Below are 24,286 nucleotides of genomic sequence, written 5' to 3' on the forward strand. Positions count from 1 at the left end.
ACCTCCTTATAATAACCTATTTTTAGGATACCTTATGTTTATTTTTTAGTCAAGCCTAAACTTTGGTGGAGAGGTGTGTGGTTTGGGTATTTATTTGTACTTATTCGACTCTTTTTGAAGATAAAGCACTGGCTGGGGGCGTTTTTCATCGCTCTTATTTACAAATTTCTGCCTTGGATGCTGGAATTTGTTAGATATATCCGGATAATTAACAAAAAATCGGAATTATGCGCTCTTTTTGTTAGATAAAAAATATACTTAAATTTCAAGTTTAAGTTAGCCACTTGAAAATAGTTATTTCAGTAAATTTCACAAAGTTATATTGTACGCTTTCTTACAGTCTTTTGCTTGACGTGGGTATGGGCAAGATATCCGCAAAGCGGGATGTGTGGTGGATGTTTGCGTTCAACTTCAAACAACACACAGGGCAAGTCATGCCCATAAGGGCCCCAGGTCAAGCAAAAGATTAAGCAGCCAGTTCTAAATCCAATTGCTTCAACTCTTGCACAAAAGCCTGGTGGGGTGTTTTATAGTCCAGAATTCTTCTTGGATAATCGTTCATCCATTGTTGAATCCGCTGGACCTGGCGGTCGCTTACTTCTTTAAGAGACTGATGTTTCGGCAAGAAACGCCGGATAATCTTATGTTGATTCTCACTCGTTCCACGTTCAAAAGAAGCAAAAGGATGGCAAAAATACACATCGGTTTCTTCAGACAGATGGGATAGGTTGGCGAACTCACTTCCGTTATCCGAAGTGACTGTTTTAAAAATCTGACTGTCCAATCCTTTTAAGGACTGTATAAAGCTCTGCAGAGTTTGGTCTACCGCATCAGCTCTCTGACCCGCAATTTTGAAAATTTTCTCAAAGCGTGTCTTTCGCTCTACGAGCGTCAATAGAACAGGTTCATCGGCATCAATTTTTCCAATGACGGTATCAATTTCCCAATGACCAAATTCTTGGCGATTCTCTACGGATTTTGGCCGTTCTTCGATTGAGGTACCCAAAACTTTTACATTTCGTCGCACTCGACCTTTGGTAGACCGCGGTTTCCGTCCAACCTTTTCGAGTAAGTCGATATTCTTGGTGCGCATGATGCCACTGTCGATCCAATTGTAGAGGGTTGAAGTACTTGGAATGATCGCCGGATCAAACAGGTCCATGGCTTTATTAACCACTGTATCTGGAGACCATTTGTCTTCAAGCATTTTTCGATCCGCCCATTCAGTGAATCGCTCCGTTTCCACCCATTTGGGACGGCGGCCACAGTTCGCACGATTTCGCAGATAAATGTCATGATGCAGCTCTGCGGAGTAGACCTTTTTATAGTAGGTATACGTCTTGCCATTCTGTTTCTGTTGGCTTTTCTGCGTGACAGACGCTGTATTGATGGCATTATTGATGGTTTGTGGACTACGTCCAAGCAAAGACGCAATCTTTCGATTGGATAAATCAAGTGCTTTATACGCTTCAATTTTCTTCATTTCACCGTATGTAAGGTGTTTAGATTTGCGTGATTCTGTGTTATTATCTACATGGGTCATGTGAATTCTCCTTATATTGGTTGGTGGTACATTCAATATAACATGAAATTCACATGGCTTTTTTTATTTTAAGTGGCTAGGTTGATTATAAAATCTTCCCAATAATAATACTTTTGAATTTGAAGATAAGTTTATAAATGAAGAATCAATTACTATAGAATCTGTTATGGGCTTTAAAGGGAATTCGCAAGATAAAGTTAGTAAGCTTACAGCTGATGGTAATACAGTTATGAACTTAATTAGCTCTTTGACCTTTTTACTAGAGTCGGATAGTATGGAATTTATTAAAATTAAAATAAGTACTGATAACCATAGATCTATCGTTTTTAAATTAAACACAAATGGATCAGTAAATATAGTTATTGATGATTATAGAGGCCAATATAAGAAAGAAGATATTAAAAGAGAAATTTTAATTAGTAAAGTGACGCTTTTAATTTATTTAGAAATAATACCGGCTTTAAATAAATGGTATAGTGAAGATAAAGAAAATAAATTATGGAACAAACAAGAATATAATAAATTCCTTGATGAGTTAAGTAAAGATATTAAAGAAAAGATAGATAATTTAAAATCTAAATAATGGGCAAAAAATAATTGTTCATAAATCATCAAAATAAAATGAGTGTTTCAAAACACTGTTATATCAACGTTTTGAAAAGTCATGAAATAACGTTTACCATTCATTTTGATTGAGTGGGAATAATAAATATCACCCCCTTCATGTCTAGTTTTATGGATATGAAGGGGGATTGTTTATGTAACATTTCAAAAAAATTAACTAAAAGTATAAATGAAAATGACTTTAATATGAGATTCAAAATAACTTAAACTATAGTGTAATATTCCGGAGGAAAACAATGAAGAAATTTAGCTATTTACTTATGATTTTAGGAGCTTTTACATTTGTTCTAGCTGCTTGCGGTAAAGAGGATAATGAAGAAGAACATGCTCATGCAGAACATGAAGAGAGTGGACATAAGCATGGTGATCACGAACATGGATTTCATACAGAGGATTTTGATATGGAGTTCACGGAACTTGATGATGTAAAAGCAGGAGAAGAAAGTAAATTAGAAGTTAAAATCACATTTGATGAATCTGATTTAGAAGATGCTAGAGTTCGATATGAAATTTGGAAAGAAGATGACAAAGATAACACGGACTGGGTAAACACAGATGAAGAGAATGCTGGAAACTACATAGCAGATTATGTTTTTGAAGAAGCAGCAACATATACTGTTCAAGTTCATGTAGAAGGTGAAGATGAGCTACACGAGCACAAAGAATATAAAGTCGAAGTGAAATAATATAATATCAGTATAAGGATATGAAGACCGCAACTAAGTTGCATGAACTGTACCCCATGTCAAGGACATTCATTCGGACGGTTCTTCGATAATTTCTAATTTTCTAACCTCTGGAAATGCAGGTGGAGTAATCAAATCACCATATGGATAGACACCTGTTTGGTAATACTGGTAATATTGAGTTGGTGGAAGCTTTGCGAGATTCCATTGTGGGCGGTCATTGTTGTAGTACTCCATATACGCATCAATGGCCGTTTTTACTTGTTCAAAAGTATCCATCAACGCAAAATTAATTGCGTCTTTCATGTGCACAAAAAATGACTCCTGTGGCGCATTATCCCAACAGTTCCCACGTCTAGACATAGACTGGATGATTGAATGTTTCTTTAATAAATTTTGAAACGATATACTTGTGAAGTGACTGCCTTGGTCTGAATGGATGAGTGTCTTATCGTGTAGATCTATCCCGTGATTCTCTACAAGATTTTCAACACACTCTAGCACAAATCTCATTTCTAGTGATTCACTCACTGTATAACTAAGGATTTCATTCGTATAAGCGTCCTTAATCGTACATAGATACGCTGTTTTATTTCTACCATAAATACAGTACGTGATATCTGTAAGTAAAACACACCTTGGTCCATATGCTTTAAACTGACGTCGAACGAAGTTTGGTTGTACACGTTTTGACAGCTCTGACTTCTGTTTGATTCTGTACGCTTTTCTTTTACGAATCCCACATTCTAAACCATACTTTTTCATTAAGCGTCGTACCTTTTTAAGGTTCATCAAATAACCCCATTGAAGAAGGAGCATATGAATCATACGTGCACCTTTGTCTTCTCCCATCATGTCAAAAGCAGCTTTGATAAGTGCATAGTCTTCAGTGTCTTGTGCGTGCTTTTGTGCTCTGTTAATACGTGTATTGCTTATCCAGTTATAATAACCACTTCTAGATACCTCTGCCTATTCACACATTTGTTTGATAGAGAGCACATTATCCCTTTTAATGTGTGTTGTATAAATGTGTTCAAACAGCCCATATTTTAGTGTTTCTTCTTTGTGACAGAGTTCATTATATCTCGTTTTTTTTTAAGGAATTAAGCTTCTTGTATTAAAAAAGTATTTTCAGCTCTAAGCTCTGCCATTTCTCGGCTAATTGTTTTATTTGGATTTTCTTCAACTAACTCTTCCATAAGTTTTTTACATGCAGCCTTTACTTTTCTGACTCGATTACTCGTTAAAAGAGACTCAGGTATCCCAAGTATTTTCATGGATTCCTTAGCAGTATATCCTTGTTTACATAGTCGATCTAACTCTTTATAGAAAACTCTGCCATAGGTTAATTGTTTATCAGAAACTCTTTCTAGGTATGGAGATTCTTTTAGTATCCTAATCTCTTCATCTGAATATGTGTTTTCATTTTTCATAATTGCACCCCTTACGTTTTATTTTTATACTCTCACACTGTCCACTCAACTTTCACCTTAAAACCCTAATGTCCATTCAAAAATTACTTTCTAACTTAGATGTCCAGTGTTTTTTCAAGCGTCCAGTGTATAGGGTACAGTATAGACGGACGAAGGGTATTTTCCTCCTTGCTTTTTCAGAAGATACTCGACTGGCTGCGGTGGAAGGTGGCCGGCTTTCTTCTCAAGTCGTAGAAAATGATTGCAATTCTCGGCTTTTAAATAATATTTCTCTGGCACGTGTTCCTCCAAAATCTGCCACGAGGAAGATACGTCTTCTTCTTTGAGGAAGTGTGTTCTTTCCCCAATATCGGGTATCCAACACGCGCCAGTACACATCAATTTCATTCCCTCGGACAATTCCTCCTTTTGCCCAGACTCCAGAAGTAGGCATTGGAATTTCGGTATTTGTGAACGACTCCAGGCCGGCTTTAAAATCCAACCTGTTATTTGATGAAAAAGCTCCCATGACGTTTTCCCAAACAGCGATAACTGGATATGCTCCATTCGTTGCACACCTCATTTCTTCGATAATTCGTATCGGATGATAAAATAAACTAGATTGACTTCCTGTAAGACCTTCTCGTTTACCGATATTGGATAAGCTTTGACAGGGTGAACCAAAGGTAATGATATGGACAGGTGTTATTTTCCCACCATCTATTTTTGTAATATCTCCGAGATGGAGCATGTTAGAGAAATGGCGTGTTGTAATAGATGCAGGTGCTTTCTCTATTTCACTTGCCCATGTCGGACTAATTCCATAACGAGAAGCGGAGAGGGGGAAGACGCCGATTCCATCAAAAAGACTTCCTAATGTTAGAACAGTCATATTTCACCTCTACTCTTTATTTTTAAGCATAAAAAAAGACGCTCATTTTAATTGAACGTCTAAAAATTATAGGATCTATTAAGTTAAAATATAGTTTCTAATCTCAAAAAGCAACGGGATAGCAGCTAAATGGTATGCTATCCTGCTAATGATTAAAGGTTAATTTTTTCTAATAATAATCATGTTATTTCATGCTCTTAATTTTTATCAAGTTTATCGCTTTAAACCGTTAAACAATTTGTAACTATTGAAAACAGATTGAAGTTGATCAAAATCAACATTTCTTAAATCATTTATCCCTGCGTGTTTTAAAGCCCTATTAAATTGGTTTTTTGTGAACAATTTTTTATATTCTTTGTTAACCCATTTCATCACAAAGTATTTATATACTTTTTTCTCTTCGGCTGACATTTTTGTTGATTTTCTTTTTAACACGATTAACGCACTGTCTACTTTAGGTTTCGGATGAAAATAGTCTCTAGGGATTTTTGCTAGAATAGAAATGTCAACCTCTGCCATTAAAAGTAATGATAGTGATCTGTTTGTATTTAATAATCTTTTAGCAAACCCATATTCTACAATTAAATAACTTATTGTAGCCGTACTTTCGAACACAATTTTTCTAACTATACTTGTACTTATATTATAAGGTATATTACCGTATATTTTATATGGATTTTTCCTAGGAAACTTAAACTGCAATATATCAACATTGACCATTTGATAATTAGAATAGTTTAAGAGCTTATTCTTTGTTATATCACATAATTTAGGATCGATTTCAATGGCAGTTACATAATTACATCTTTTTACCAGCTCCAAAGTGAAATGACCCTTACCTGCTCCTATCTCAAATACATTATCTTTAACGTTTAAATTCATATGACTCATTATTTTTTCTATATAATATTTTGAAGTAATAAAATTTTGACTGACTTTTATATTTTTTTTGTTCATTATAACCTCTCCAATAAGGTTACAATGAATTTATTTCAACAATTCATTATAACCTTAAATTTCAAGTTTAAGTTAGCCACTTGAAAATAGTTATTTCAGTAAATTTCACAAAGTTATATTGTACGCTTTCTTACAGTCTTTTGCTTGACGTGGGTATGGGCAAGATATCCGCAAAGCGGGATGTGTGGTGGATGTTTGCAGATACCTTTTCCAAACAGCAGTCGAAAAATTCGGTGGCAAACAAGCTGCTTGTAAAGTCTTTAGTTAAGGTGAGCATTACTTTATGAACAAAAGAAAAAATCATTTAAAAGTAGTTTCATGGATAATATTAGTAATATTTATTGATGTAATACTATTCTCGTTTTTACCTGATTCTAATTGGTTAGAAATATTATTTAGTTTCTCTACTATCATGATCGTAGGTGCACTAGGAGTAACTATAATTTTAAAAATATTTGATTAATTTTTATTCCTGTTTACACCTGGTGTGACCAACAGCGAAGCAAGATAAAAAAGCTGTAGAATGACTTGAGAACAAACGACCTCAAGTCATTCGAATTTTTAGTATGTTTATGTTCGATATTCTAGAAAAACTTTCTCATAATGATAGCATCCTTAAATCTTTACAACATTTGCATGTTGCCTCTCCATATTTATTTCGATTTTATAGACATTCATGACAAAAGGCCCATATTAGGTCTTATACACTCAATTTTATGATTTTTAAGGAAATTTATCCTTTAGATGATTAAAAACCTTATTTCACTGATTAAGATCAGGACACCACGCTGTTCATCACTCTTATTTACAAAAATGATCCGGGAATACTGAAATTTGTTAAATATATCCGGATAATTAACAAAGAATCGGAATTTTGCCTCGTTTTTGTTAGATAAAAAATTATATTTAACAAAAATCGATCGCCTTAGACGAAATATGTTAAATATATCCGGATATCTAACAGAATCACGATTTTTTTGTTAATTATAATTTTACGACGTTATCTAATTACTCTTTATAAGATAAAACACTCTTATTTGCCCCGTTAACTGCAGGACACCATGCTTTTCATCCCCCTTATTTACAAAAATGATCCGGGAATACTGGAATTTGTTAGATATATCCGGATAATGAACAAAAAATCGGAATTTTGCCTCGTTTTTGTTAGATAAAAAATTATATTTAACAAAAAGTGATCGCCTTAGACGAAATATGTTAAATATATCCGGATATCTAACAGAATCACGATTTTTTTGTTAAATATAATTTTACGATGTTGTCTAATTACCCTTTACAAGATAAAACACTCTTATTTGCCCCGTTAACTGCAGGACACCATGCTTTTCATCACTCTTATTTACAAATTTGTACCTTGGATGCTGGAATTTGTTAAATATATCCGGATAATTAACAAAAAATCGGAATTATGCGCTCTTCTTGTTAGATAAAAAATTATATTTAACAAAAAGTGATTAATTCGGACGAAATATGTTAAATATATCCGGATATCTAACAAAATCACGATTTTTTGTTAAATATAATTTCGAAATGTTGTCTTATTACTCTTTCATCACTCAAAAACCCCTATCTCCACAAAACTCCTGTAAACTATAAGTAACATTTTGATCGAGGAGAGATATTATGGATGCCTATGAAATTCGTAAACAGATTCGTAATGGCCGACATAAGAATACGACGTCTGGCTTAGCAAATGATAACGTGCAGGCGAATCTTGTTGTGCTACCTAAATCGTATGCATTTGATTTTTTACTATATGCACTTCGCAATCCAACACCCATTCCGATTATTGAAGTGCTCGAAGATGGTAAGTGTAACAGCCGCTTCGCAAAGGATTCGGATATTCGTACTGATATTCCATTTTATAACATTTATAAAAACGGAACGCTCGTCGACACCGTCGAAGACGTAACAGACATTTGGCAAGATGATTTTGTTTCATTTTTAATCGGATGTAGCTTTACTTTCGAAGACGCGCTAATGAAAGGCGATATCTCGCTTAAGCATATTGAACAACATAAAAACGTCGCGATGTATAAAACGAACATCCCAACAGAGCGTGCAGGTATTTTTCATGGTAATATGGTCGTTTCAATGCGCCCGATTAAAAAGAATCTAGTTGATAAAGCAATCGAGATTACATCTCAGTTTAAAAATATGCATGGAGGTCCGGTTCATGTCGGAGATCCACGTGCAATTGGGATCGAAGATATTACAAAACCTGATTACGGTGATTCGATTGATATTGCAGACGATGAAGTACCAGTATTTTGGGGATGTGGAGTCACTCCACAAAACGCAATTTTACAAGCGAAACCTTCGATTATGATTAGCCATAAACCAGGGCATATGTTTATTACTGACATTAATAACGAGGCGTTTAAAGAAGAATAAAAAATGAGTCCTATTTTGAAACTTCTATCCGTTTGGCTATCAAAACCAACCATTCGAGAGTTCAAATAGGACTCGTACTTTTTATAATGCATTTAGTTTTTATGCTTTGCTTCTAATATTGCTAAAACTTCTTCGCGCGTCGGCATTCCACTTTGCGCGCCGAATTTCGTAACACTCAGTGCACCTGATGCGTTCGCAAATCGTAAACTTTCTTTCAAACCTTTTCCGCGTGCGAGTTCACTTACAAGTGCGCCGTTAAAAGTGTCTCCTGCTCCTGTCGTATCGACAACTTCTGCTTTAAAACTTCCGATACTTACTTCTTTTTTATCTTCATAATAAAAACAACCATTCGAACCGTTCGTCACGATAATTTTGTCGATATAATCATCCATTAAATTTGAGTGGTAGGACTTTAACTGATCCAGCTCGATTTTGTTCGGTGTGATGTATGTACATGCGTCTAAAATGTTGTCCGTGAGTGCCGATGCTGGCGCTGGATTCACTATTAACGGCACATCGTTTTCTTTACAAATTGTCGCGAGATAATCGACTGTTTCGATTGGAATTTCTAGCTGTGTTAACACGTAATCACTATCGATTACTTTATCTTTATGTACTTCTAAAAATTCAGGTGTTACGTGTGAGTTTGCACCAGGCACGATAATAATCGAGTTGTCTTTGTCAGCAAGTGTAATACACGCAAGCCCTGTCGATACGTTTTTAACAGGTGTTTCATCAACAAAGGTAATTCCGCGCGACTTAAAGTTTTCTAGAATCTCTTTACCGTAAACGTCGTATCCAATTCTACCGATAAACGTCACGTCACTTCCGAGTTCTCTCGCTGCTACTGCTTGGTTCGCTCCTTTACCACCACACGTCGTCACAAAATCATTACCAATAACCGTCTCTCCTGTTTTCGGAACGATATCTGTCGTAACGACGAGATCCATATTCAAACTCCCAACGACCGTAATCTTTGGAATTGTCATTGATTATCATCCTTAGCTTTTACAAATTTTATTCGTTTATATGATTCTAACAGTATAAAACAAACAATTAAAAGTCGATAGTTATACGAGACATAATAGAGATAATATCGATAACAGAAAGTCGTATTGATTTCATTTATTTATTTCGTATTATATAAAATAAAGTTATAATAATATAAATTAAATTAAAAAGAAATTATTTTAATGGAGTGGAAAACATTCCCTTTCTATAACTTATTTTTACTTGTTGGTCTTGGAATTTACTTATCAGTTTACGGCTTCTATCTTTCTGAGGGAAAGTTTGCTTATTCTGTTGCACTTTATGGTGCACTATTGATTTCACATGGTATCTGTAGCCGCATCCTCATGAGCAACAAGTTCAAATAAAAAACTACACATCATTGATGTGCAGTTCTATAATTTAAGTATTTAGTTTGCCACTTCTTCGTCTTCAATCAATACAAGCTTCTCTGTCTTGTCCTCATTGAAAACTGTGACTTCTACATGTTTAGTCAAGATGTCTGAGTATGAATATGATACGCATTCAAAATTATGTTTTTCTGGATCGAGCTCGACGATGAAGATTGCTGGATGTGTTTCTCTTAACACACCTTTTCGTCTTACGATTGTTCGTCTACCGCCTTGTGCTTCAAGTAATACTGGATTTCCTACTTCGTCTTCTAAGATTCCTCTTATATCTCTCAATGTCTTTGCCATAGTTCATCCACCCTTATCTTTACTTATCTTATTGTACCATTTTTTCACAATTTAGTCAATTTATTTTAAAAAGATACGGGTTTAGACTATACATTGAGATTCATATTTGTTAAAATTTAAGATTACTATTTTTGAAGCTTTCATAAATACGTGCGTATTCTTGTTTTGACAAGCTTTCACCGCGTCTTTTCGGATCGATTTCAGCGGCTTCTAACATCGCTAATATGTCTTCTTTTTTCTTTTTCCCGTCTTTAAATAAGCTTTGATAGTTATTGTATATCGTCTTTCTTCTCATGACGAACGCACCACGCGTCAGTTTAAAGAATGTTTCTTCATCGTCTACTTTGACAGGAGGATTTTCGTGTCTCACGAGTTCTACGACGATCGAGTCAACGTTTGGTGGTGGCATAAACACTGTTTTTGGTACGTTTTGAATGATTTTAGCTTCTGTATAGTACTGAATCGCAATCGATAAAGAACCATAACTCTTGCTACTCGGTGACGCACTTAGACGTTCACCGACTTCTTTTTGCATCATCGTGTAAAAGCGTGAAATCTCTTTATGATACATTAAAAAGTTCATAAGAATCGGTGTCGTAATATAATACGGTAAGTTTGCGACGACGATAACTTCTTTTACGTCAGAGAATTCCTCTTTAATGACCTTTCCAATATCAGCCTGTAAGACGTCTTCATGGATGATTTTAATGTTGTCATATGGACTTAACGTGTCGTTAAGCACTGGAATCAGGCGATCGTCGATTTCAAATGCGACGACTTTTTTAGCCACTTTTGCAAGCTGTTCAGTCAGTGACCCAATCCCTGGACCTACTTCAATAACACCGATGTCGTCGTTAATTCTCGCTTTTTTTAACACTTCTTGTATAATATTTCTGTCGATTAAAAAATTCTGTCCTAAACTTTTTTTCGTGCTAAAGTTATACTTTTCAACGATTTCTTTTGTACGACCAATTGTTGCGATGTCTTTCATCTCTATCATTCCTTATAATCTTTTAAAGCGTCTAAAATCAACTCTTTTTGAATGTTATATCGGTTAAATTTTTGACGCATACTATTTGCATTCGCGTATCCTATGTTTAGCTTCTCTGCCACGTGATGGCGTCTTTTTTTAGAATCTGGTTGCCCGGATAACTGTAAGTCGATCATGTCACTTTTTGTTATCGTTTCGACTTCAGTTTTAGCACTCGTCACGACTCTTTTTAGCGCATCTTTTAAATCTTCGGGCGATGCATTTTCAACGCCGATTTTCCCTCGTTTGTTTTTGGCTTTGTTACGACTGATGAACGCCTCTTTAATATTTGGAAATCGTTCAAGTATCGTATTTCGAATCTTTTGTCCGGGGTAATCTGGATCTGTAAATATAATTGCACCACGTGTATTTAATGCGACTTCGATTTCATCGAGTGTTCGTTTGTTTATTGCTGAGCCGTTCGTTTCAATAGTCTCACAATCAAACACCTCATTTAAACGACGTGTGTCGTCTCGGCCTTCAACGATAATGACCTCTCGTATGTATGGTTTCACTATAATTCTTCCTTTTAAGAAAAACAGGGGCATTATAGCCCCTATTTAAATATTATATATTCTCTTTGCATTTTCTGTCGTTGCCTTTTCGACTTCTTCTACAGAAATTCCACGCAGTTGTGCGATTTCTTCAGCGACGAGTCGAACGAGTTTTGGCTCGTTACGTTTGCCTCTAAATGGATGGGGTGTTAAATATGGTGCGTCTGTTTCGACGAGTAATCTGTCGAGCGGCACATATTGCGCCACTTCTTTCGGACGCTTCACATTTTTAAATGTAATAACACCAGCAAGTGATACGTAAAAGCCCATATTTAACACACGGTCGATTTGTTCATCAGTACCGTTATGGAATGAATGCATAATACCACCGACTGATTTTGCATCGTGCGATTCTAATATGTCTATCGTGTCTTCATCTGCATCTCTATTGTGGATGACAATCGGTAAATTCACACGCTTTGCGAGTTCAATTTGTTTAATAAACACTTCTTTTTGAATGTCTTTTGGTGACTTATCCCAGTGATAGTCGAGTCCGATTTCGCCGATAGCGACGATTTTTTCGTGACTGGATAATGACTCAATCCACTCTAAATCCTCATCCGTACAATCAACTGCGTCGACTGGATGCCATCCGATAACGCCGTACACTTCGTCATACGATTCGATTAATTCCATCGTACGCTCAATTGTTTTACGGTCAAACCCGATAACGACGAATTTTTCTACGCCGTTTTCTTTTGCGCGTTCTATTACCGCATCAACTTCACCTTCATATTGATCTGCGTTTAAGTGAACGTGTGTATCAATTAGCATCGAATCACTCCTTAATTACTTTACAATGCTTCCGTTTTCTATACCGTTTGGTACAGATACGAGCGTTAATCGTGCATCTTTTTCTGCTGTTAGAATCATTCCTTGAGAAAGCTCTCCGCGAAGTTTCACAGGTTTTAAGTTCGTCACGACGAGTACTTTTTTACCGATTATTTCATCCGCTTCATAATGCTCGCGAATACCTGACACGATTTGACGCTCTTCATTTCCTAGATCGACTTGAATCTTTAGTAATTTATCTGCTTTTGGATGTTCTGATGCGTTTACGATTGTTGCGACTTTAATTTCGACTTTATCAAAGTCATCAATCGAAATTTCTTCTACTTCTTCAGCGTCTTCTTTAGGTGCTGCTGGAGCAGTCTTGGCCATCTCTTCTTTAATAAACTGAACTTCTTCTTCGACTTCAAGTCTTGGATAAATTGGCGTTGCTTTCTTTGATACTGGTGAGCTAAATGCAACTTGTCCATATGTGTAAATTGTGTTGTACTCTGTTTGAATTTCTTCAGTCAATCCGAGTTGTTCAAAAATCTTTTTAGAACCTCTCGTTAAGAATGGTTGCGTTAAAATACCGATAATACGGATATTTTCAGCGAGATGAACCATCACGTTTCCAAGTGCTTCTGTTTTTTCTTCACGAGCTAAAATCCATGGTGTTGTTTCATCGATATATTTGTTCGTACGGCTTACAATTGTCCATACCGCTTCAAGTGCGCGGTTAAACTGTAAATCGTCCATTGAATGTTCATACTTTTCAATGCTTTCTTTTACTGTGCGTTCTAAGTCAGCGTCAAAGTCGTTTTGTGCTCCGTTATACTCCGGAACTTCTCCACCGAAGTATTTGTTAATCATCGATACTGTACGGTTCACTAAGTTTCCTAAATCGTTCGCTAAATCGTAGTTCATACGGTCAACGAATGCTTCAGGTGTAAATACTCCGTCAGAACCAAATGGTACTTCACGCATTAAGTAGTAACGTACTGCATCGAGTCCAAAGCGCTCAACGAGCATACCTGGATACACGACGTTCCCTTTAGACTTAGACATTTTACCGTCTTTCATCAGTAACCAGCCGTGACCAAAGATACGTTTAGGTAATGGAAGATCTAGAGCAAGTAACATAATCGGCCAATAAATCGCATGGAAACGTACGATTTCTTTACCGATCATTTGAACGTTTGCTGGCCAATATTTTTCAAAGTTAGACGGGTCATCACTTTTATACCCAAGTGCTGTAATGTAGTTTGCAAGTGCGTCAATCCATACGTAAATGACGTGTTTCGGGTTTGAACGCACTGGGATTCCCCAACTAAATGACGTACGCGTTACCGCTAAGTCTTCGAGTCCTGGCTTAATAAAGTTATTGATCATTTCATGCTTTCTTGATAATGGTAAAATAAACTCTGGGTTTTTATCATAATAATCTAATAGCTGATCCGCATACTTACTCATCTTAAAGAAATAACTTTCTTCTTTTACACGCTCAACTTCGTGACCGCTCGGCGCTTTACCACCAATTACATTGCCGTCTTCATCTTTATATACTTCAGCGAGTTGTGTTTCTGTAAAGTATTCTTCGTCTGATACTGAATACCAACCTTCATACTCTCCAAGATAAATATCACCTTGCTCTAACAGTTGCTCAAAAATATCTTGAACTGCTTTTTTATGGTACTCATCTGTCGTACGGATAAACTGATCATTTGTAATGTCTAGTAATTCCCACAGCTCTTTAATATCTTTTACCATACCATCGAGATACTGTTTTGGTGATTCATTTAAGCTTTTTGCTTTCGTTTCAATTTTTTGACCATGCTCATCTGTACCTGTTAAGTAGTGCACGTCGTATCCTTGTAGGCGCTTATAGCGTGCAAGAACATCTGTTGCGATTGTTGTATACGAATTACCGATGTGCAGTTGACCACTCGGATAGTAAATTGGCGTCGTAATATAAAATGTTTCTTTCGTCATGGAAATCTCCTCTGTCTTCATTTATTAAATTCTATGATACGTATCATATACGTCTTGTGTTTTTAATTTACGTAATTTTGCCACTTCTTTAATGGCGGCTTTTGGTTTTAATCCTCTTTCAATTAGTATATCGACATGTGTGTTTATATCCATATCAAATTCTTCAACTGAATCGTCAATATATCCTTCTATTACTATAACAAATTCGCCCTTTAAAGGGATGTCTGACGCGAGCATTTCTTTAACGTTTTTAGCTGAGTCTGTCACCGTTTGTTCGAATTTTTTCGTGATTTCTCGAGAGATTGAAACGGCTCTATTTTCATCGAATTTATAAATATCGTCGATGAGTTGTTTTACACGATATGGCGACTCATATAAGACGGATGTTTTATCGTGAGTTAGAATTTCTTCTAACTTTTCTTTTCGTTTCTTATTAGATTTTGGTAAAAATCCGAAGTATGTGAATTCAAATGATTCGATACCAGATAATACAATTGCTTGCTGAAATGCACTCGCTGCTGGAATCACTGTATATTTTAAATCTTCCTGTTGCATACTTTTAACAAGTTCATATCCTGGATCAGATATAATTGGCATCCCAGCATCACTCACAAGTGCGAACACCGTGCCGTCTTTCATCTTTTCTATTATATCTTTTGTCGCTGTCTCTTTGTTAAAATCGTGATAACTTTTTAATGGTATATCGATATCAAAATGATTTAATAATTTGATCGTCATTCGCGTATCTTCCGCTAAAATAACATCGACGTTTTTTAGAGTATCAATTTGTCTAAAACTCGCATCTTCTAAGTTACCAATCGGTGTCCCTACAATGTATAAATTCATCGTTTCACCTCAGACATTAAAGCTTCTTTTTGTACACGCGTGAATTGTTTAATCTCATATTCTCGTTTTAACGCTTCACTTTTCGTGTTAAAACACTCTGTATATTTTAAAGTGACTGGACGTCTTGCGCGTGTGTATTTCGCACCTTTACCACTATTATGTACGTCGATACGTGCATCGACGTCGATTGCATATCCCGTGTAATACGTGCCGTCACTACATTGTGCGATATAGATATGATGTTTACCCATAATATATCTCTTCCACTTCTTTTGTGTATGTGCCATTTTCATCGTAAATATAAAGTGGCGGTAACACTTTTACGAGCGCGGTACTATTAAATATCGATTCAACGAGCACAAAGTGCGCAGTCTCATTCGTTCGTTTACTATAAACAAATTGTAGTTTTGATACTGTAAAATTATGTTCATGTAATAATGAGATAATTTCATGCACACGTTCTGCACGGTGTACCATATAAAATTTACCTTTATTGTTAATGAGGTAACGTGCCGCTTTAATAATCCCTTTTAAATCAATTAAAACTTCACTGCGTGCGATTTCGTGATGCGTCAAACTATGCGTCGGCTGATTGTTTTTAAAGTACGGTGGATTTACTGTAATTAAATCAAACACTGAGTGGTTGTACTTTAATTTTACATCATTTAAATCGAGGTGCTCAATCTCTATCTGTGTGCTTTTATCGTTTAATTCTATTGAACGCTTAGCCATATCGACAAGTCTTTCCTGGACTTCGATTCCGGTAATTGGCTTTTTCGTTTTATAAGATAAAAGCAACGGAATAATCCCATTTCCTGTACAAAAATCTGCGATTGTTTTAACACGCTTTGTAACGTGGACAAAGTTTGCAAGTAATAACGCATCAATAGAAAAGCTAAACGTTTCTTCACTTTGAATGATTTGCATATTCTCACGATATAACTCATCTAAACGTTCGTTTTCTTTTAACATAAATCATATCTCCCCATAAAATAAAAGCAGCTAAACGCTGCTTTTATAAGTCTCGAGTTAAAATTTCTTGGCAGAAGAGACATTTTTCACCGTGACGATGTGTCCCAAACGATACGTTACAGACGTGAAAACCTTCATCGTACATACTTTGTAACGTATTGCTTTTAAATGATTCGCGTTCTGGCTTCTCTTTGTCCGCCGTTGTCTCTATTAACAATTGTTTAAAGTTGTTATTTTCCATTTCTAAACGAACATTTTCTTCTAACAGCTTTACTGTTCGTGTCTTTAACTCATCGAATTCAGCATTCATCGTTTCAAGGTGTTTTTCCATTTTGAGAATATGATCAAATAGCTCATCTCGCATTACTACACCTCATTTGCTTCTAATTCGTCTAAACTAAATTCGTAAATATAGTTATCTTTATTTTTCGTGCGGATTTGTAGTTCTAATATATTTAAACCGATAACCTCAACTTTACCTTTCGGTGTGTAGATAAACTCACCGACATCTGGCAACCTTTTACGCGCAGATTCGTAATGATCATTCTCGTAACTTAAACAGCACATTAAACGACCACACGCTCCAGATATTTTAACTGGCGTGAGTGATAAGTCTTGGTTTTTCGCCATTTGTATTGACACCGGTTCAAAGCTACCTAAATAAGTCGAACAACAGTGACTATAGCCACATGGGCCTACGCCACCAAGATAACGCGCTTTTTCTCGTAGACCGACTTGTCTTAACTCGATACGCGTTTTAAATTCTTGAGCAAGAATACGTACGAGCGATCTAAAATCGACACGTTCATCCGCCGTATAGAAAAATATAAGTTTTTCTTTATCTAATGAATACTTCGACGTAATTAAATGCATACCAAGTTTTTCATCTTTAACAGCGTCTCTACAAAACTGTAATGCCGCTTCTGCATCTCTATCATTTAGTGCATCATTTTCAAAGTCTTCGTCTGTCGCTAGACGGATAAAACGACCGTCTGGCTCGACGATGTTTTCCTCTGTGACGTTTATATTTTCTTGAAGGACTTTGTGTAAAAACTTACCGTGTCTCGTCTCTGCGACGATGATGTCATCATATTTTAGTTGTTCACCGTTTTTTACTTCAATAAATACTATTTCGTTATATTTTAAAAGTGTTGCTTTTACTACTGTCAGCATAACACGCTCAACCTTTCGAGCTAATAATCATGCTCTCCAAAACGAGCATATTGTTTACATTGAAGTTCAGCATTTTATTTGCTTCTTCTATCTTTTCTAAGTTTCTTGTCAATTGAATCACATTGACTAAGTTTGTTAGTTCAATGTTAAATAGTTTCGACTGCTCAATTTGTAATACGTCATACATTGCTTCACGCATCATACCATCTAATAACGTTAACACTAAGAAATAATCTTTACGTTCTTTACATAGTTCTACGAGAGACGTCAAACGGATTAACGCGCGTGCGTCTTTTTTCAGCCACAGTTCAGCTACTTTCTTTGATTCCGTTACAATTTTTGAAAATCGATCTTCAAGTTCAATGATGTGATGATAATCAAGTCCATACTGACTGACGATTTGCTGTAGCCCATGAGAAAGATGAGATAACTCTTCGATTGTTTCATCTTGTCTTCTCGGTATATACATATACTGACTTCTTGATAGTGTCGTCGGTAAAATATTACTCTTATCTGTTGTAAGCAATATCGCAATTGTATTTTTTGGTGGTTCTTCTAAAAACTTTAACAGACTATTTTCTGCTTGAACTGTTAGCTTTTCAAACGATTCAATAATATAAACTTTAAAGTTTGATTGAACCGGCTTTTGACTCATTTGGTACATGACGTCTTGAACGTCTTCTTTTTTAATTGTCGCTCTATCTGTTTGTAGATAATAAAAATCTGGATGATTCAGCGATTCAACCATTGTTTTGCTGCGCGTATCATCTGAAAGAATTTTCGTTGCGAATTCCATAGATACAGATTTTAACGTCTCTAAAGAATCACTTTCAAATAAGTACGTATGACTGAGCTTATTATTTTCGATGATTTTATTTAACGTATGAGAAATATCGACCATACTTAAAATCTTTCAAATTGTTCAATCGGTAGGACGAATACTGTCGCTCCGCCTACTTCTACTTCTACTGGATACGGAATATATGAATCCGCGTTGCCACCCATCGGAGTTACTGGTGCAACTGTTTGTTCGCGGTTTCCGCATGTGTCATTGATAACGTTTAATAACTCATCGACGCGCTCATCTTGAACACCACAAAGGAATGTCGTGTTACCTGAACGTAAAAAGCCCCCTGTTGAAGCGAGTTTCGTGTTTCTAAAATTATTTTTCGTTAATTTATCTGAAAGTCTTTGACTGTCGTGATCTTGAACGATCGCAATTACCATTTTCATGACTATTCACCTCTAGATTTTATAAATTGTGTGATTGCATCAATCGTATCGTGTAATACAGCGTCTATGTCTTGATTCGCATCAATCGTTTTAATGCGCTCCGGATACTGTTCTGATAACTTATTATATCCCATAACTACACGTTCATGAAAGTCTATCTCTTCGTTGTCTAGACGGTTATGTTCAACGTCATTATCTTTTTTACGTAACAACCCAATTTTTGGATCGAGTTTTAAGTAAATCGTTAAATCTGGCATATGTGTATCGATCGCAAATTTGTTAATTTGAAATATCGGATCAAATCCTAACCCTCTTGCGTAACCTTGATATGCCAAACTACTATCTATAAATCGATCGCATAATACAATTTTACCATGATTTAATGCAGGAAGTATCTTTTCAACTAAATGAACACGTCTACTCGCTGCAAATAGTAGTGCTTCTGTATGTCCATCCATATGATACGTTTCTTCTAACAATAAGTCTCGTATCGACTCGCTTAACGGAATACCCCCTGGTTCACGCGTGACAAGCGTTTCATGATGTTTTAAAAGATAATCGTTCACACCTTGTATTATCGTTGATTTTCCGGACCCTTCTGGCCCTTCAAACGTAATGAAGATACCCATGTTATACCTCTATATTATAATACTCTAAGTTTTTCCTTAGTCCTTCTATTTTAACATTTTTCTTAACAAATTCATCCAGTCTATTAATATCAATCACTTCACCTGCTAATATTAACGGAACGCCTGGCGGATACGGCGTGATTGTTTCAACTGCACGTTTACCGTGGAGTTCAGAAATATCGATTGTTATTTCATCTAACTCCTTAACTGTTAAATTCCTAATCGCTTCTAATAATTGTTCAAACGGATATCGGTCGTTATCATGCCATAACGGTAAGCACCAAAGCACCCCGCGCTCACTCACCATTTCACTATAGATGTGAACGTTTCTAAGACTACGTTCTAAATCATATGGGGAGTGACCCTCTTTGTTTAATACAATTTTTGCAGGATCATCGACAGTTTCAACAGATATATCACACTGCTTTAAATGATGAATTAACTGTTCACGTTTTTTAAAAAATATAAGATCATCAAATGTATTATAAAAGCGTTGTGCACTTTCGATTGATGCCATCACTAAATAATTCGGCGATGACGTTTCAATTATATTAATATAGTGCATCATACGATCATGAATTGATTTATCTTTAACAAACGTGACTGAAGCGCCAGTTAAACTCGGCAACATTTTATGATACGACTGAATCACGACATCGGCGTCACTATCGATAAGTGAAGATGGAAAGTTTTCTGTCATACTAAAATGTGCACCGTGCGCTTCATCGACAATAACGTAACCTCCACGCTGTTTAACATCAGTAATCGTATCTTTAACATCTAACACGTCACCATAATAAGTCGGAGACGTTATAACGACGACGTCTCCTTTTTTAATGTGACTCAAACGAAATTCTAGAGGTGTTTTATCGAGCAAAGAAAGCCCATTATATAAAGATTTATGAGCGTCATCAATATAGAAAAAATTATTATTTTGATGATTTAATGCGTGTATCGATGCTAACATCCCTGTCGTAGAACCATTTACAACGAGTTGTGCGTATCTATTATACGGACTGCCTAGTGTGTCGTTTAATTCTTTTAGTACGTCTTCAGGTTCATGTAAATTATCTAATCCTGGAACTTCCGTTAAATCATAATCGATTTTAATGTCAGATAAAAAACCAATCGTATTATTTTTATGGCCAGGAACGTGCATTGAAATACCGCTGCTTACTTTTTTTAATGCATCTTGTAATTTCATTTAATTACCTCTAATCAATTAAGCCTTCTTCTCTTAATAACTCCATCGCAACTTCTTTTTCAGTTTTACCGTTGATGTCGACACGTTTATTTAATTCACGCATTCTGTCGTCATCGATCTTTCCTGCAAATGAATTTAAAATATCTCTAAGCTCTGGATGTTTTTTAAGAAGTTCTTTATTTACGACAGGTGCCGCGTAATATGGTGGGAATAGATTTTTATCGTCTTCTATTACCTTTAAATCAAACGCCTCGATTCGCGCGTCTGTTGCGTATACGTCTGCAACGTCGATGTTATTCGTACGAAGAGACTCATAAACGATCCCTGAATCTAACGTTTCAATTCGACTTTATTGATGTCTTTGATGTTTTTATCATATATATATGTCGCCTTCTGTCATATCTGTTAAACGGTTAATCATTTCCATCGTTGTCGTCTTTCCGCTACCAGATGGACCAATGATAACAAATAACTCATTTGACTCTATATCAAAATTTATATGATCAACGGCTAAAAAATCGCAATATGCTTTTGTTACATTTCTAAATGAGATCATAGTAACCTCCTGTGGCTTTTTTCTAAAGGTATACGGTTCATTATAGATATTCTATAAGGCAAATTCAAAAGAAGGGACTAGTAGTGTTAAAGAATGAAGAAATAAATTAATTGTCAAATAAATAAAAAGATATTAACGCAAAGATATTTTGTATAAACAAGCTTCTATTATTTTAATAAAAACAGGGCTTGCGTAAAAAGGGAAAGCAATACGTTGACACAAATGCAGTAATTGTTAACATAACGAAGTACTATTTAACGCAAATCGATTTTGCGTCAAATAACTAAAAGCTGAAGATAATCGACCACTGTATATAACTTATATTTTATAAAATATAAAAGAACAAAAAAGGAGACCCTATAGGGTCTCCAATGAGTGCCTAGCGACGTCCTACTCTAGCACGGGTCAACCGAACTACCATCGGCGCTGGAGAGCTTAACTTCTGTGTTCGGCATGGGAACAGGTGTGGCCTCTCCGCCATCGTCACTAGACATACACTCAAAACCAAATAGAAGCAATTCGTAGATACACGCTTAAATCATATTGAATAAGTCATCGATGAATTAGTATTTGTCCGCTGAGTATGTCACCATACTTACACGCCAAACCTATCAACCAGATCGTCTCTCTGGCATCTATAGGGAAATCTCATCTTGAGGGGGGCTTCATACTTAGATGCTTTCAGTATTTATCCCGTCCATACGTAGCTACCCAGCTATGCCGTTGGCACGACAACTGGTACACCAGTGGTATGTCCATCCCGGTCCTCTCGTACTAAGGACAGCGCCTCTCAAATTTCCTACGCCCACGACGGATAGGGACCGAACTGTCTCACGACGTTCTGAACCCAGCTCGCGTACCGCTTTAATGGGCGAACAGCCCAACCCTTGGAACCGACTACAGCTCCAGGATGCGATGAGCCGACATCGAGGTGCCAAACCTCCCCGTCGATGTGAACTCTTGGGGGAGATAAGCCTGTTATCCCCGGGGTAGCTTTTATCCGTTGAGCGATGGCCCTTCCATGCGGAACCACCGGATCACTAAGTCCGTCTTTCGACCCTGCTCGACTTGTTGGTCTCACAGTCAAGCTCCCTTATACCTTTACACTCTTTGAATGATTTCCAACCATTCTGAGGGAACCTTTGAGCGCCTCCGTTACATTTTAGGAGGCGACCGCCCCAGTCAAACTGTCCACCTGACACTGTCTCCGTACCGGATCACGGTACCGGGTTAGAACCGCAAGTACACCAGGGTGGTATCCCACCAGCGTCTCCACATACACTGACGTGCATGCTTCTTAAACTCCCACCTATCCTGTACAGGTGTACTCGAGATTCAATATCAAGCTACAGTAAAGCTCCACGGGGTCTTTCCGTCCTGTCGCGGGTATCCAGCATCTTCACTGGAACTATGATTTCACCGAGCCTCTCGTTGAGACAGTGCCCAAATCGTTACGCCTTTCGTGCGGGTCAGAACTTACCTGACAAGGAATTTCGCTACCTTAGGACCGTTATAGTTACGGCCGCCGTTTACTGGGGCTTCGATTTGTACCTTCGCTTACGCTAAGCACGCCTCTTAACCTTCCAGCACCGGGCAGGCGTCAGCCCCTATACGTCACCTTTCGGTTTGGCAGAGACCTATGTTTTTGATAAACAGTCGCTTGGGCCTATTCACTGCGGCTCATTTTCATGAGCACCCCTTCTCCCGAAGTTACGGGGTCATTTTGCCGAGTTCCTTAACGAGAGTTCGCTCGCTCACCTTAGAATTCTCTTCCCAACTACCTGTGTCGGTTTGCGGTACGGGCAGTATAACACTCGCTAGCGGGTTTTCTTGGCAGTGTGAATATCGATCTTCGGGCTTCGCCCTCCGCATCATGACTTACCTTACACTCATACCGGATTTGCCTGGTATGACAGCTTGTCACTTGCACGCACTCTTCCAGTCGTGCGATTCGATTCTCCTCCTGCGTCACCACTTCACTCATTCATGTTACACCGGTACAGGAATTTCTACCTGTTGTCCATCGCCTACGCTGTTTGCCTCGGCTTAGGTCCCGACTTACCCAGAGCGGACGAGCCTTCCTCTGGAAACCTTAGTCTTTCGGTGGACGGGATTCTCACCCGTCTTGCGCTACTCACACCGGCATTCTCACTTCTATACGCTCCACTTTCCCTCTCGGTTTGGCTTCGCTGCATATAGAACGCTCTCCTACCATCCTTGCGGATCCACAGTTTCGGTAATATGTTTAGCCCCGGTACATTTTCGGCGCAGCGTCACTCGACTAGTGAGCTATTACGCACTCTTTAAATGATGGCTGCTTCTAAGCCAACATCCTAGTTGTCTGTGCAACGCCACATCCTTTTCCACTTAACATATATTTGGGGACCTTAACTGGTGGTCTGGGCTGTTTCCCTTTCGACAATGGACCTTATCACCCACTGTCTGACTCCCATACATCTCATCTATGGCATTCGGAGTTTGTCTGAACTCGGTAACCCGGGATGGGCCCCTTATCCAAACAGTGCTCTACCTCCACGATGATAATATGAGGCTATACCTAAATATATTTCGGAGAGAACCAGCTATCTCCAGGTTCGATTGGAATTTCACCCCTACCCACAACTCATCCGGTCATTTTTTAACATAAGTCGGTTCGGTCCTCCATCCAGTGTTACCTGGACTTCAACCTGGTCATGGGTAGATCACCTGGTTTCGGGTCTACACACACATACTACTCGCCCATTTCAGACTCGCTTTCGCTTCGGCTCCACATTCGCTGCTTAACCTTGCATGTATGCGTAACTCGCCGGTTCATTATACAAAAGGCACGCCATCACCCTTATAGGGCTCTGACTACTTGTAGGCACACGGTTTCAGGTTCTATTTCACTCCCCTCCCGGGGTGCTTTTCACCTTTCCCTCACGGTACTGGTTCACTATCGGTCACCAAGGAGTATTTAGCCTTAGGAGATGGTCCTCCCAGATTCCGACGGAATTCCTCGTGTTCCGCCGTACTCAGGATACTTCTAGCGTCCGCTCGCTTGTCGTGTACGGGACTGTTACCCTCTATGGTCATTCTTTCCATAATCTTCCACTAA

General features: G+C 37.4%; 23 protein-coding genes, 1 rRNA gene, 2 pseudogenes and 1 other annotated feature (1 of these 27 running past the window's edge). Of the genes and pseudogenes, 3 read left to right on the top strand and 23 right to left on the bottom strand.

The genetic code is table 11. From position 1 onward, the window contains the following. Positions 1 to 466: 466 nt before the first annotated feature. Positions 467 to 1,543 (bottom strand): IS30 family transposase, encoded by a 1,077-nt coding sequence (locus tag BBS29_RS02240; protein WP_068128648.1) that lies wholly within the window; start codon positions 1,541 to 1,543, stop codon positions 467 to 469. Positions 1,544 to 1,709: 166 nt separating this feature from the next. Between BBS29_RS02240 and BBS29_RS02245 the strand changes: the two genes are divergently transcribed. Then, complete coding sequence (locus tag BBS29_RS02245; RefSeq protein ID WP_143861244.1) at positions 1,710 to 2,126, top strand: hypothetical protein; 417 nt, start codon at positions 1,710 to 1,712, stop codon at positions 2,124 to 2,126. 277 nt (positions 2,127 to 2,403) lie between these two features. Next, entirely contained in the window at positions 2,404 to 2,853 is a 450-nt protein-coding gene (locus tag BBS29_RS02250; protein ID WP_068128652.1) for a FixH family protein, read from the top strand. A 69-nt stretch (positions 2,854 to 2,922) separates the two neighbouring features. Here BBS29_RS02250 and BBS29_RS02255 read toward each other — a convergent pair. The 4 genes and pseudogenes from BBS29_RS02255 to erm all read right to left on the bottom strand — a co-directional run. Then, positions 2,923 to 3,807, bottom strand: a pseudogene (locus BBS29_RS02255) (IS3 family transposase); the annotation flags it as partial. 149 nt (positions 3,808 to 3,956) lie between these two features. Beyond that, a complete protein-coding gene (locus BBS29_RS02260) occupies positions 3,957 to 4,286 on the bottom strand; it encodes a hypothetical protein (protein WP_068128654.1) in 330 nt (109 codons plus the stop codon). Positions 4,287 to 4,509: 223 nt separating this feature from the next. Beyond that, positions 4,510 to 5,157, bottom strand: coding sequence for a DNA cytosine methyltransferase (locus tag BBS29_RS02265; protein ID WP_179853824.1), 648 nt, complete (start codon positions 5,155 to 5,157; stop codon positions 4,510 to 4,512). Positions 5,158 to 5,370: 213 nt separating this feature from the next. Continuing rightward, positions 5,371 to 6,114, bottom strand: coding sequence for a 23S ribosomal RNA methyltransferase Erm (gene erm / locus BBS29_RS02270; RefSeq protein ID WP_068128656.1), 744 nt, complete (start codon positions 6,112 to 6,114; stop codon positions 5,371 to 5,373). Between the two features lie 1,641 nt (positions 6,115 to 7,755). Here erm and BBS29_RS02280 point away from each other — a divergent pair. Beyond that, positions 7,756 to 8,526 (top strand): putative hydro-lyase, encoded by a 771-nt coding sequence (locus BBS29_RS02280; protein WP_068128660.1) that lies wholly within the window; start codon positions 7,756 to 7,758, stop codon positions 8,524 to 8,526. Positions 8,527 to 8,618: 92 nt separating this feature from the next. Here the strand turns inward: BBS29_RS02280 and rbsK are convergent, their stop codons facing one another. The 18 genes and pseudogenes from rbsK to rrf form a co-directional block, all read right to left on the bottom strand. Continuing rightward, entirely contained in the window at positions 8,619 to 9,515 is an 897-nt protein-coding gene (gene rbsK / locus BBS29_RS02285) for a ribokinase (protein ID WP_306452473.1), read from the bottom strand. Between the two features lie 429 nt (positions 9,516 to 9,944). Continuing rightward, complete coding sequence (locus BBS29_RS02290; protein WP_040928170.1) at positions 9,945 to 10,232, bottom strand: Veg family protein; 288 nt, start codon at positions 10,230 to 10,232, stop codon at positions 9,945 to 9,947. 109 nt (positions 10,233 to 10,341) lie between these two features. Further along, the gene (gene rsmA / locus BBS29_RS02295) at positions 10,342 to 11,229 is read right to left on the bottom strand and encodes a 16S rRNA (adenine(1518)-N(6)/adenine(1519)-N(6))-dimethyltransferase RsmA (protein ID WP_068128778.1); all 888 of its coding nucleotides are present in this window, start codon (positions 11,227 to 11,229) and stop codon (positions 10,342 to 10,344) included. Then, a complete protein-coding gene (rnmV, locus tag BBS29_RS02300) occupies positions 11,229 to 11,777 on the bottom strand; it encodes a ribonuclease M5 (protein ID WP_246828771.1) in 549 nt (182 codons plus the stop codon). The genes rsmA and rnmV overlap by 1 nt, the downstream gene beginning before the upstream one ends. 45 nt (positions 11,778 to 11,822) lie before the next feature. Beyond that, the gene (locus BBS29_RS02305; protein ID WP_068128665.1) at positions 11,823 to 12,590 is read right to left on the bottom strand and encodes a TatD family hydrolase; all 768 of its coding nucleotides are present in this window, start codon (positions 12,588 to 12,590) and stop codon (positions 11,823 to 11,825) included. Between the two features lie 15 nt (positions 12,591 to 12,605). Continuing rightward, positions 12,606 to 14,576, bottom strand: a complete 1,971-nt coding sequence (gene metG / locus BBS29_RS02310) for a methionine--tRNA ligase (protein WP_068128666.1) — start codon at positions 14,574 to 14,576, stop codon at positions 12,606 to 12,608. A 24-nt stretch (positions 14,577 to 14,600) separates the two neighbouring features. Then, the gene (gene rsmI, locus BBS29_RS02315; protein WP_068128668.1) at positions 14,601 to 15,422 is read right to left on the bottom strand and encodes a 16S rRNA (cytidine(1402)-2'-O)-methyltransferase; all 822 of its coding nucleotides are present in this window, start codon (positions 15,420 to 15,422) and stop codon (positions 14,601 to 14,603) included. Further along, positions 15,419 to 15,673 carry a GIY-YIG nuclease family protein gene (locus tag BBS29_RS02320; RefSeq protein WP_068128670.1) on the bottom strand — a complete coding sequence of 85 codons (255 nt, stop codon included), beginning with the start codon at positions 15,671 to 15,673 and terminating at the stop codon, positions 15,419 to 15,421. Before BBS29_RS02320 ends, rsmI begins: the two co-directional genes overlap by 4 nt. Next, positions 15,666 to 16,394 (bottom strand): tRNA1(Val) (adenine(37)-N6)-methyltransferase, encoded by a 729-nt coding sequence (locus BBS29_RS02325; protein WP_068128672.1) that lies wholly within the window; start codon positions 16,392 to 16,394, stop codon positions 15,666 to 15,668. Before BBS29_RS02325 ends, BBS29_RS02320 begins: the two co-directional genes overlap by 8 nt. A 43-nt stretch (positions 16,395 to 16,437) precedes the next feature. Next, positions 16,438 to 16,758, bottom strand: coding sequence for an initiation-control protein YabA (locus BBS29_RS02330; RefSeq protein WP_040928164.1), 321 nt, complete (start codon positions 16,756 to 16,758; stop codon positions 16,438 to 16,440). A gap of 2 nt (positions 16,759 to 16,760) precedes the next feature. Further along, a complete protein-coding gene (locus BBS29_RS02335; protein WP_068128674.1) occupies positions 16,761 to 17,567 on the bottom strand; it encodes a PSP1 domain-containing protein in 807 nt (268 codons plus the stop codon). Positions 17,568 to 17,574: 7 nt separating this feature from the next. After that, entirely contained in the window at positions 17,575 to 18,468 is an 894-nt protein-coding gene (locus BBS29_RS02340) for a hypothetical protein (RefSeq protein ID WP_068128675.1), read from the bottom strand. A gap of 2 nt (positions 18,469 to 18,470) precedes the next feature. After that, on the bottom strand, positions 18,471 to 18,800 hold the full coding sequence (locus BBS29_RS02345; protein WP_068128677.1) for a cyclic-di-AMP receptor: 330 nt from the start codon (positions 18,798 to 18,800) through the stop codon (positions 18,471 to 18,473). Positions 18,801 to 18,802: 2 nt separating this feature from the next. After that, positions 18,803 to 19,429, bottom strand: coding sequence for a dTMP kinase (gene tmk, locus BBS29_RS02350; RefSeq protein WP_068128679.1), 627 nt, complete (start codon positions 19,427 to 19,429; stop codon positions 18,803 to 18,805). Position 19,430: 1 nt separating this feature from the next. Further along, complete coding sequence (locus BBS29_RS02355) at positions 19,431 to 20,633, bottom strand: aminotransferase class I/II-fold pyridoxal phosphate-dependent enzyme (protein WP_068128681.1); 1,203 nt, start codon at positions 20,631 to 20,633, stop codon at positions 19,431 to 19,433. Positions 20,634 to 20,643: 10 nt separating this feature from the next. Further along, positions 20,644 to 20,976, bottom strand: a complete 333-nt coding sequence (locus tag BBS29_RS08140; RefSeq protein ID WP_084778786.1) for an ABC transporter substrate-binding protein — start codon at positions 20,974 to 20,976, stop codon at positions 20,644 to 20,646. Positions 20,977 to 21,012: 36 nt separating this feature from the next. After that, positions 21,013 to 21,189: pseudogene (locus BBS29_RS02360) on the bottom strand (ATP-binding cassette domain-containing protein); the annotation flags it as partial. Between the two features lie 377 nt (positions 21,190 to 21,566). Beyond that, positions 21,567 to 21,680: ribosomal RNA gene (gene rrf, locus BBS29_RS02365) — 5S ribosomal RNA — on the bottom strand. Positions 21,681 to 21,732: 52 nt separating this feature from the next. Next, positions 21,733 to 24,286, bottom strand: a sequence feature (mutual gap in cmsearch alignment for this rRNA model is longer than 100) (it continues 795 nt past the right edge of the window).

The organism is Nosocomiicoccus ampullae, assembly GCF_001696685.1.
Taxonomy (GTDB): domain Bacteria; phylum Bacillota; class Bacilli; order Staphylococcales; family Salinicoccaceae; genus Nosocomiicoccus; species Nosocomiicoccus ampullae_A.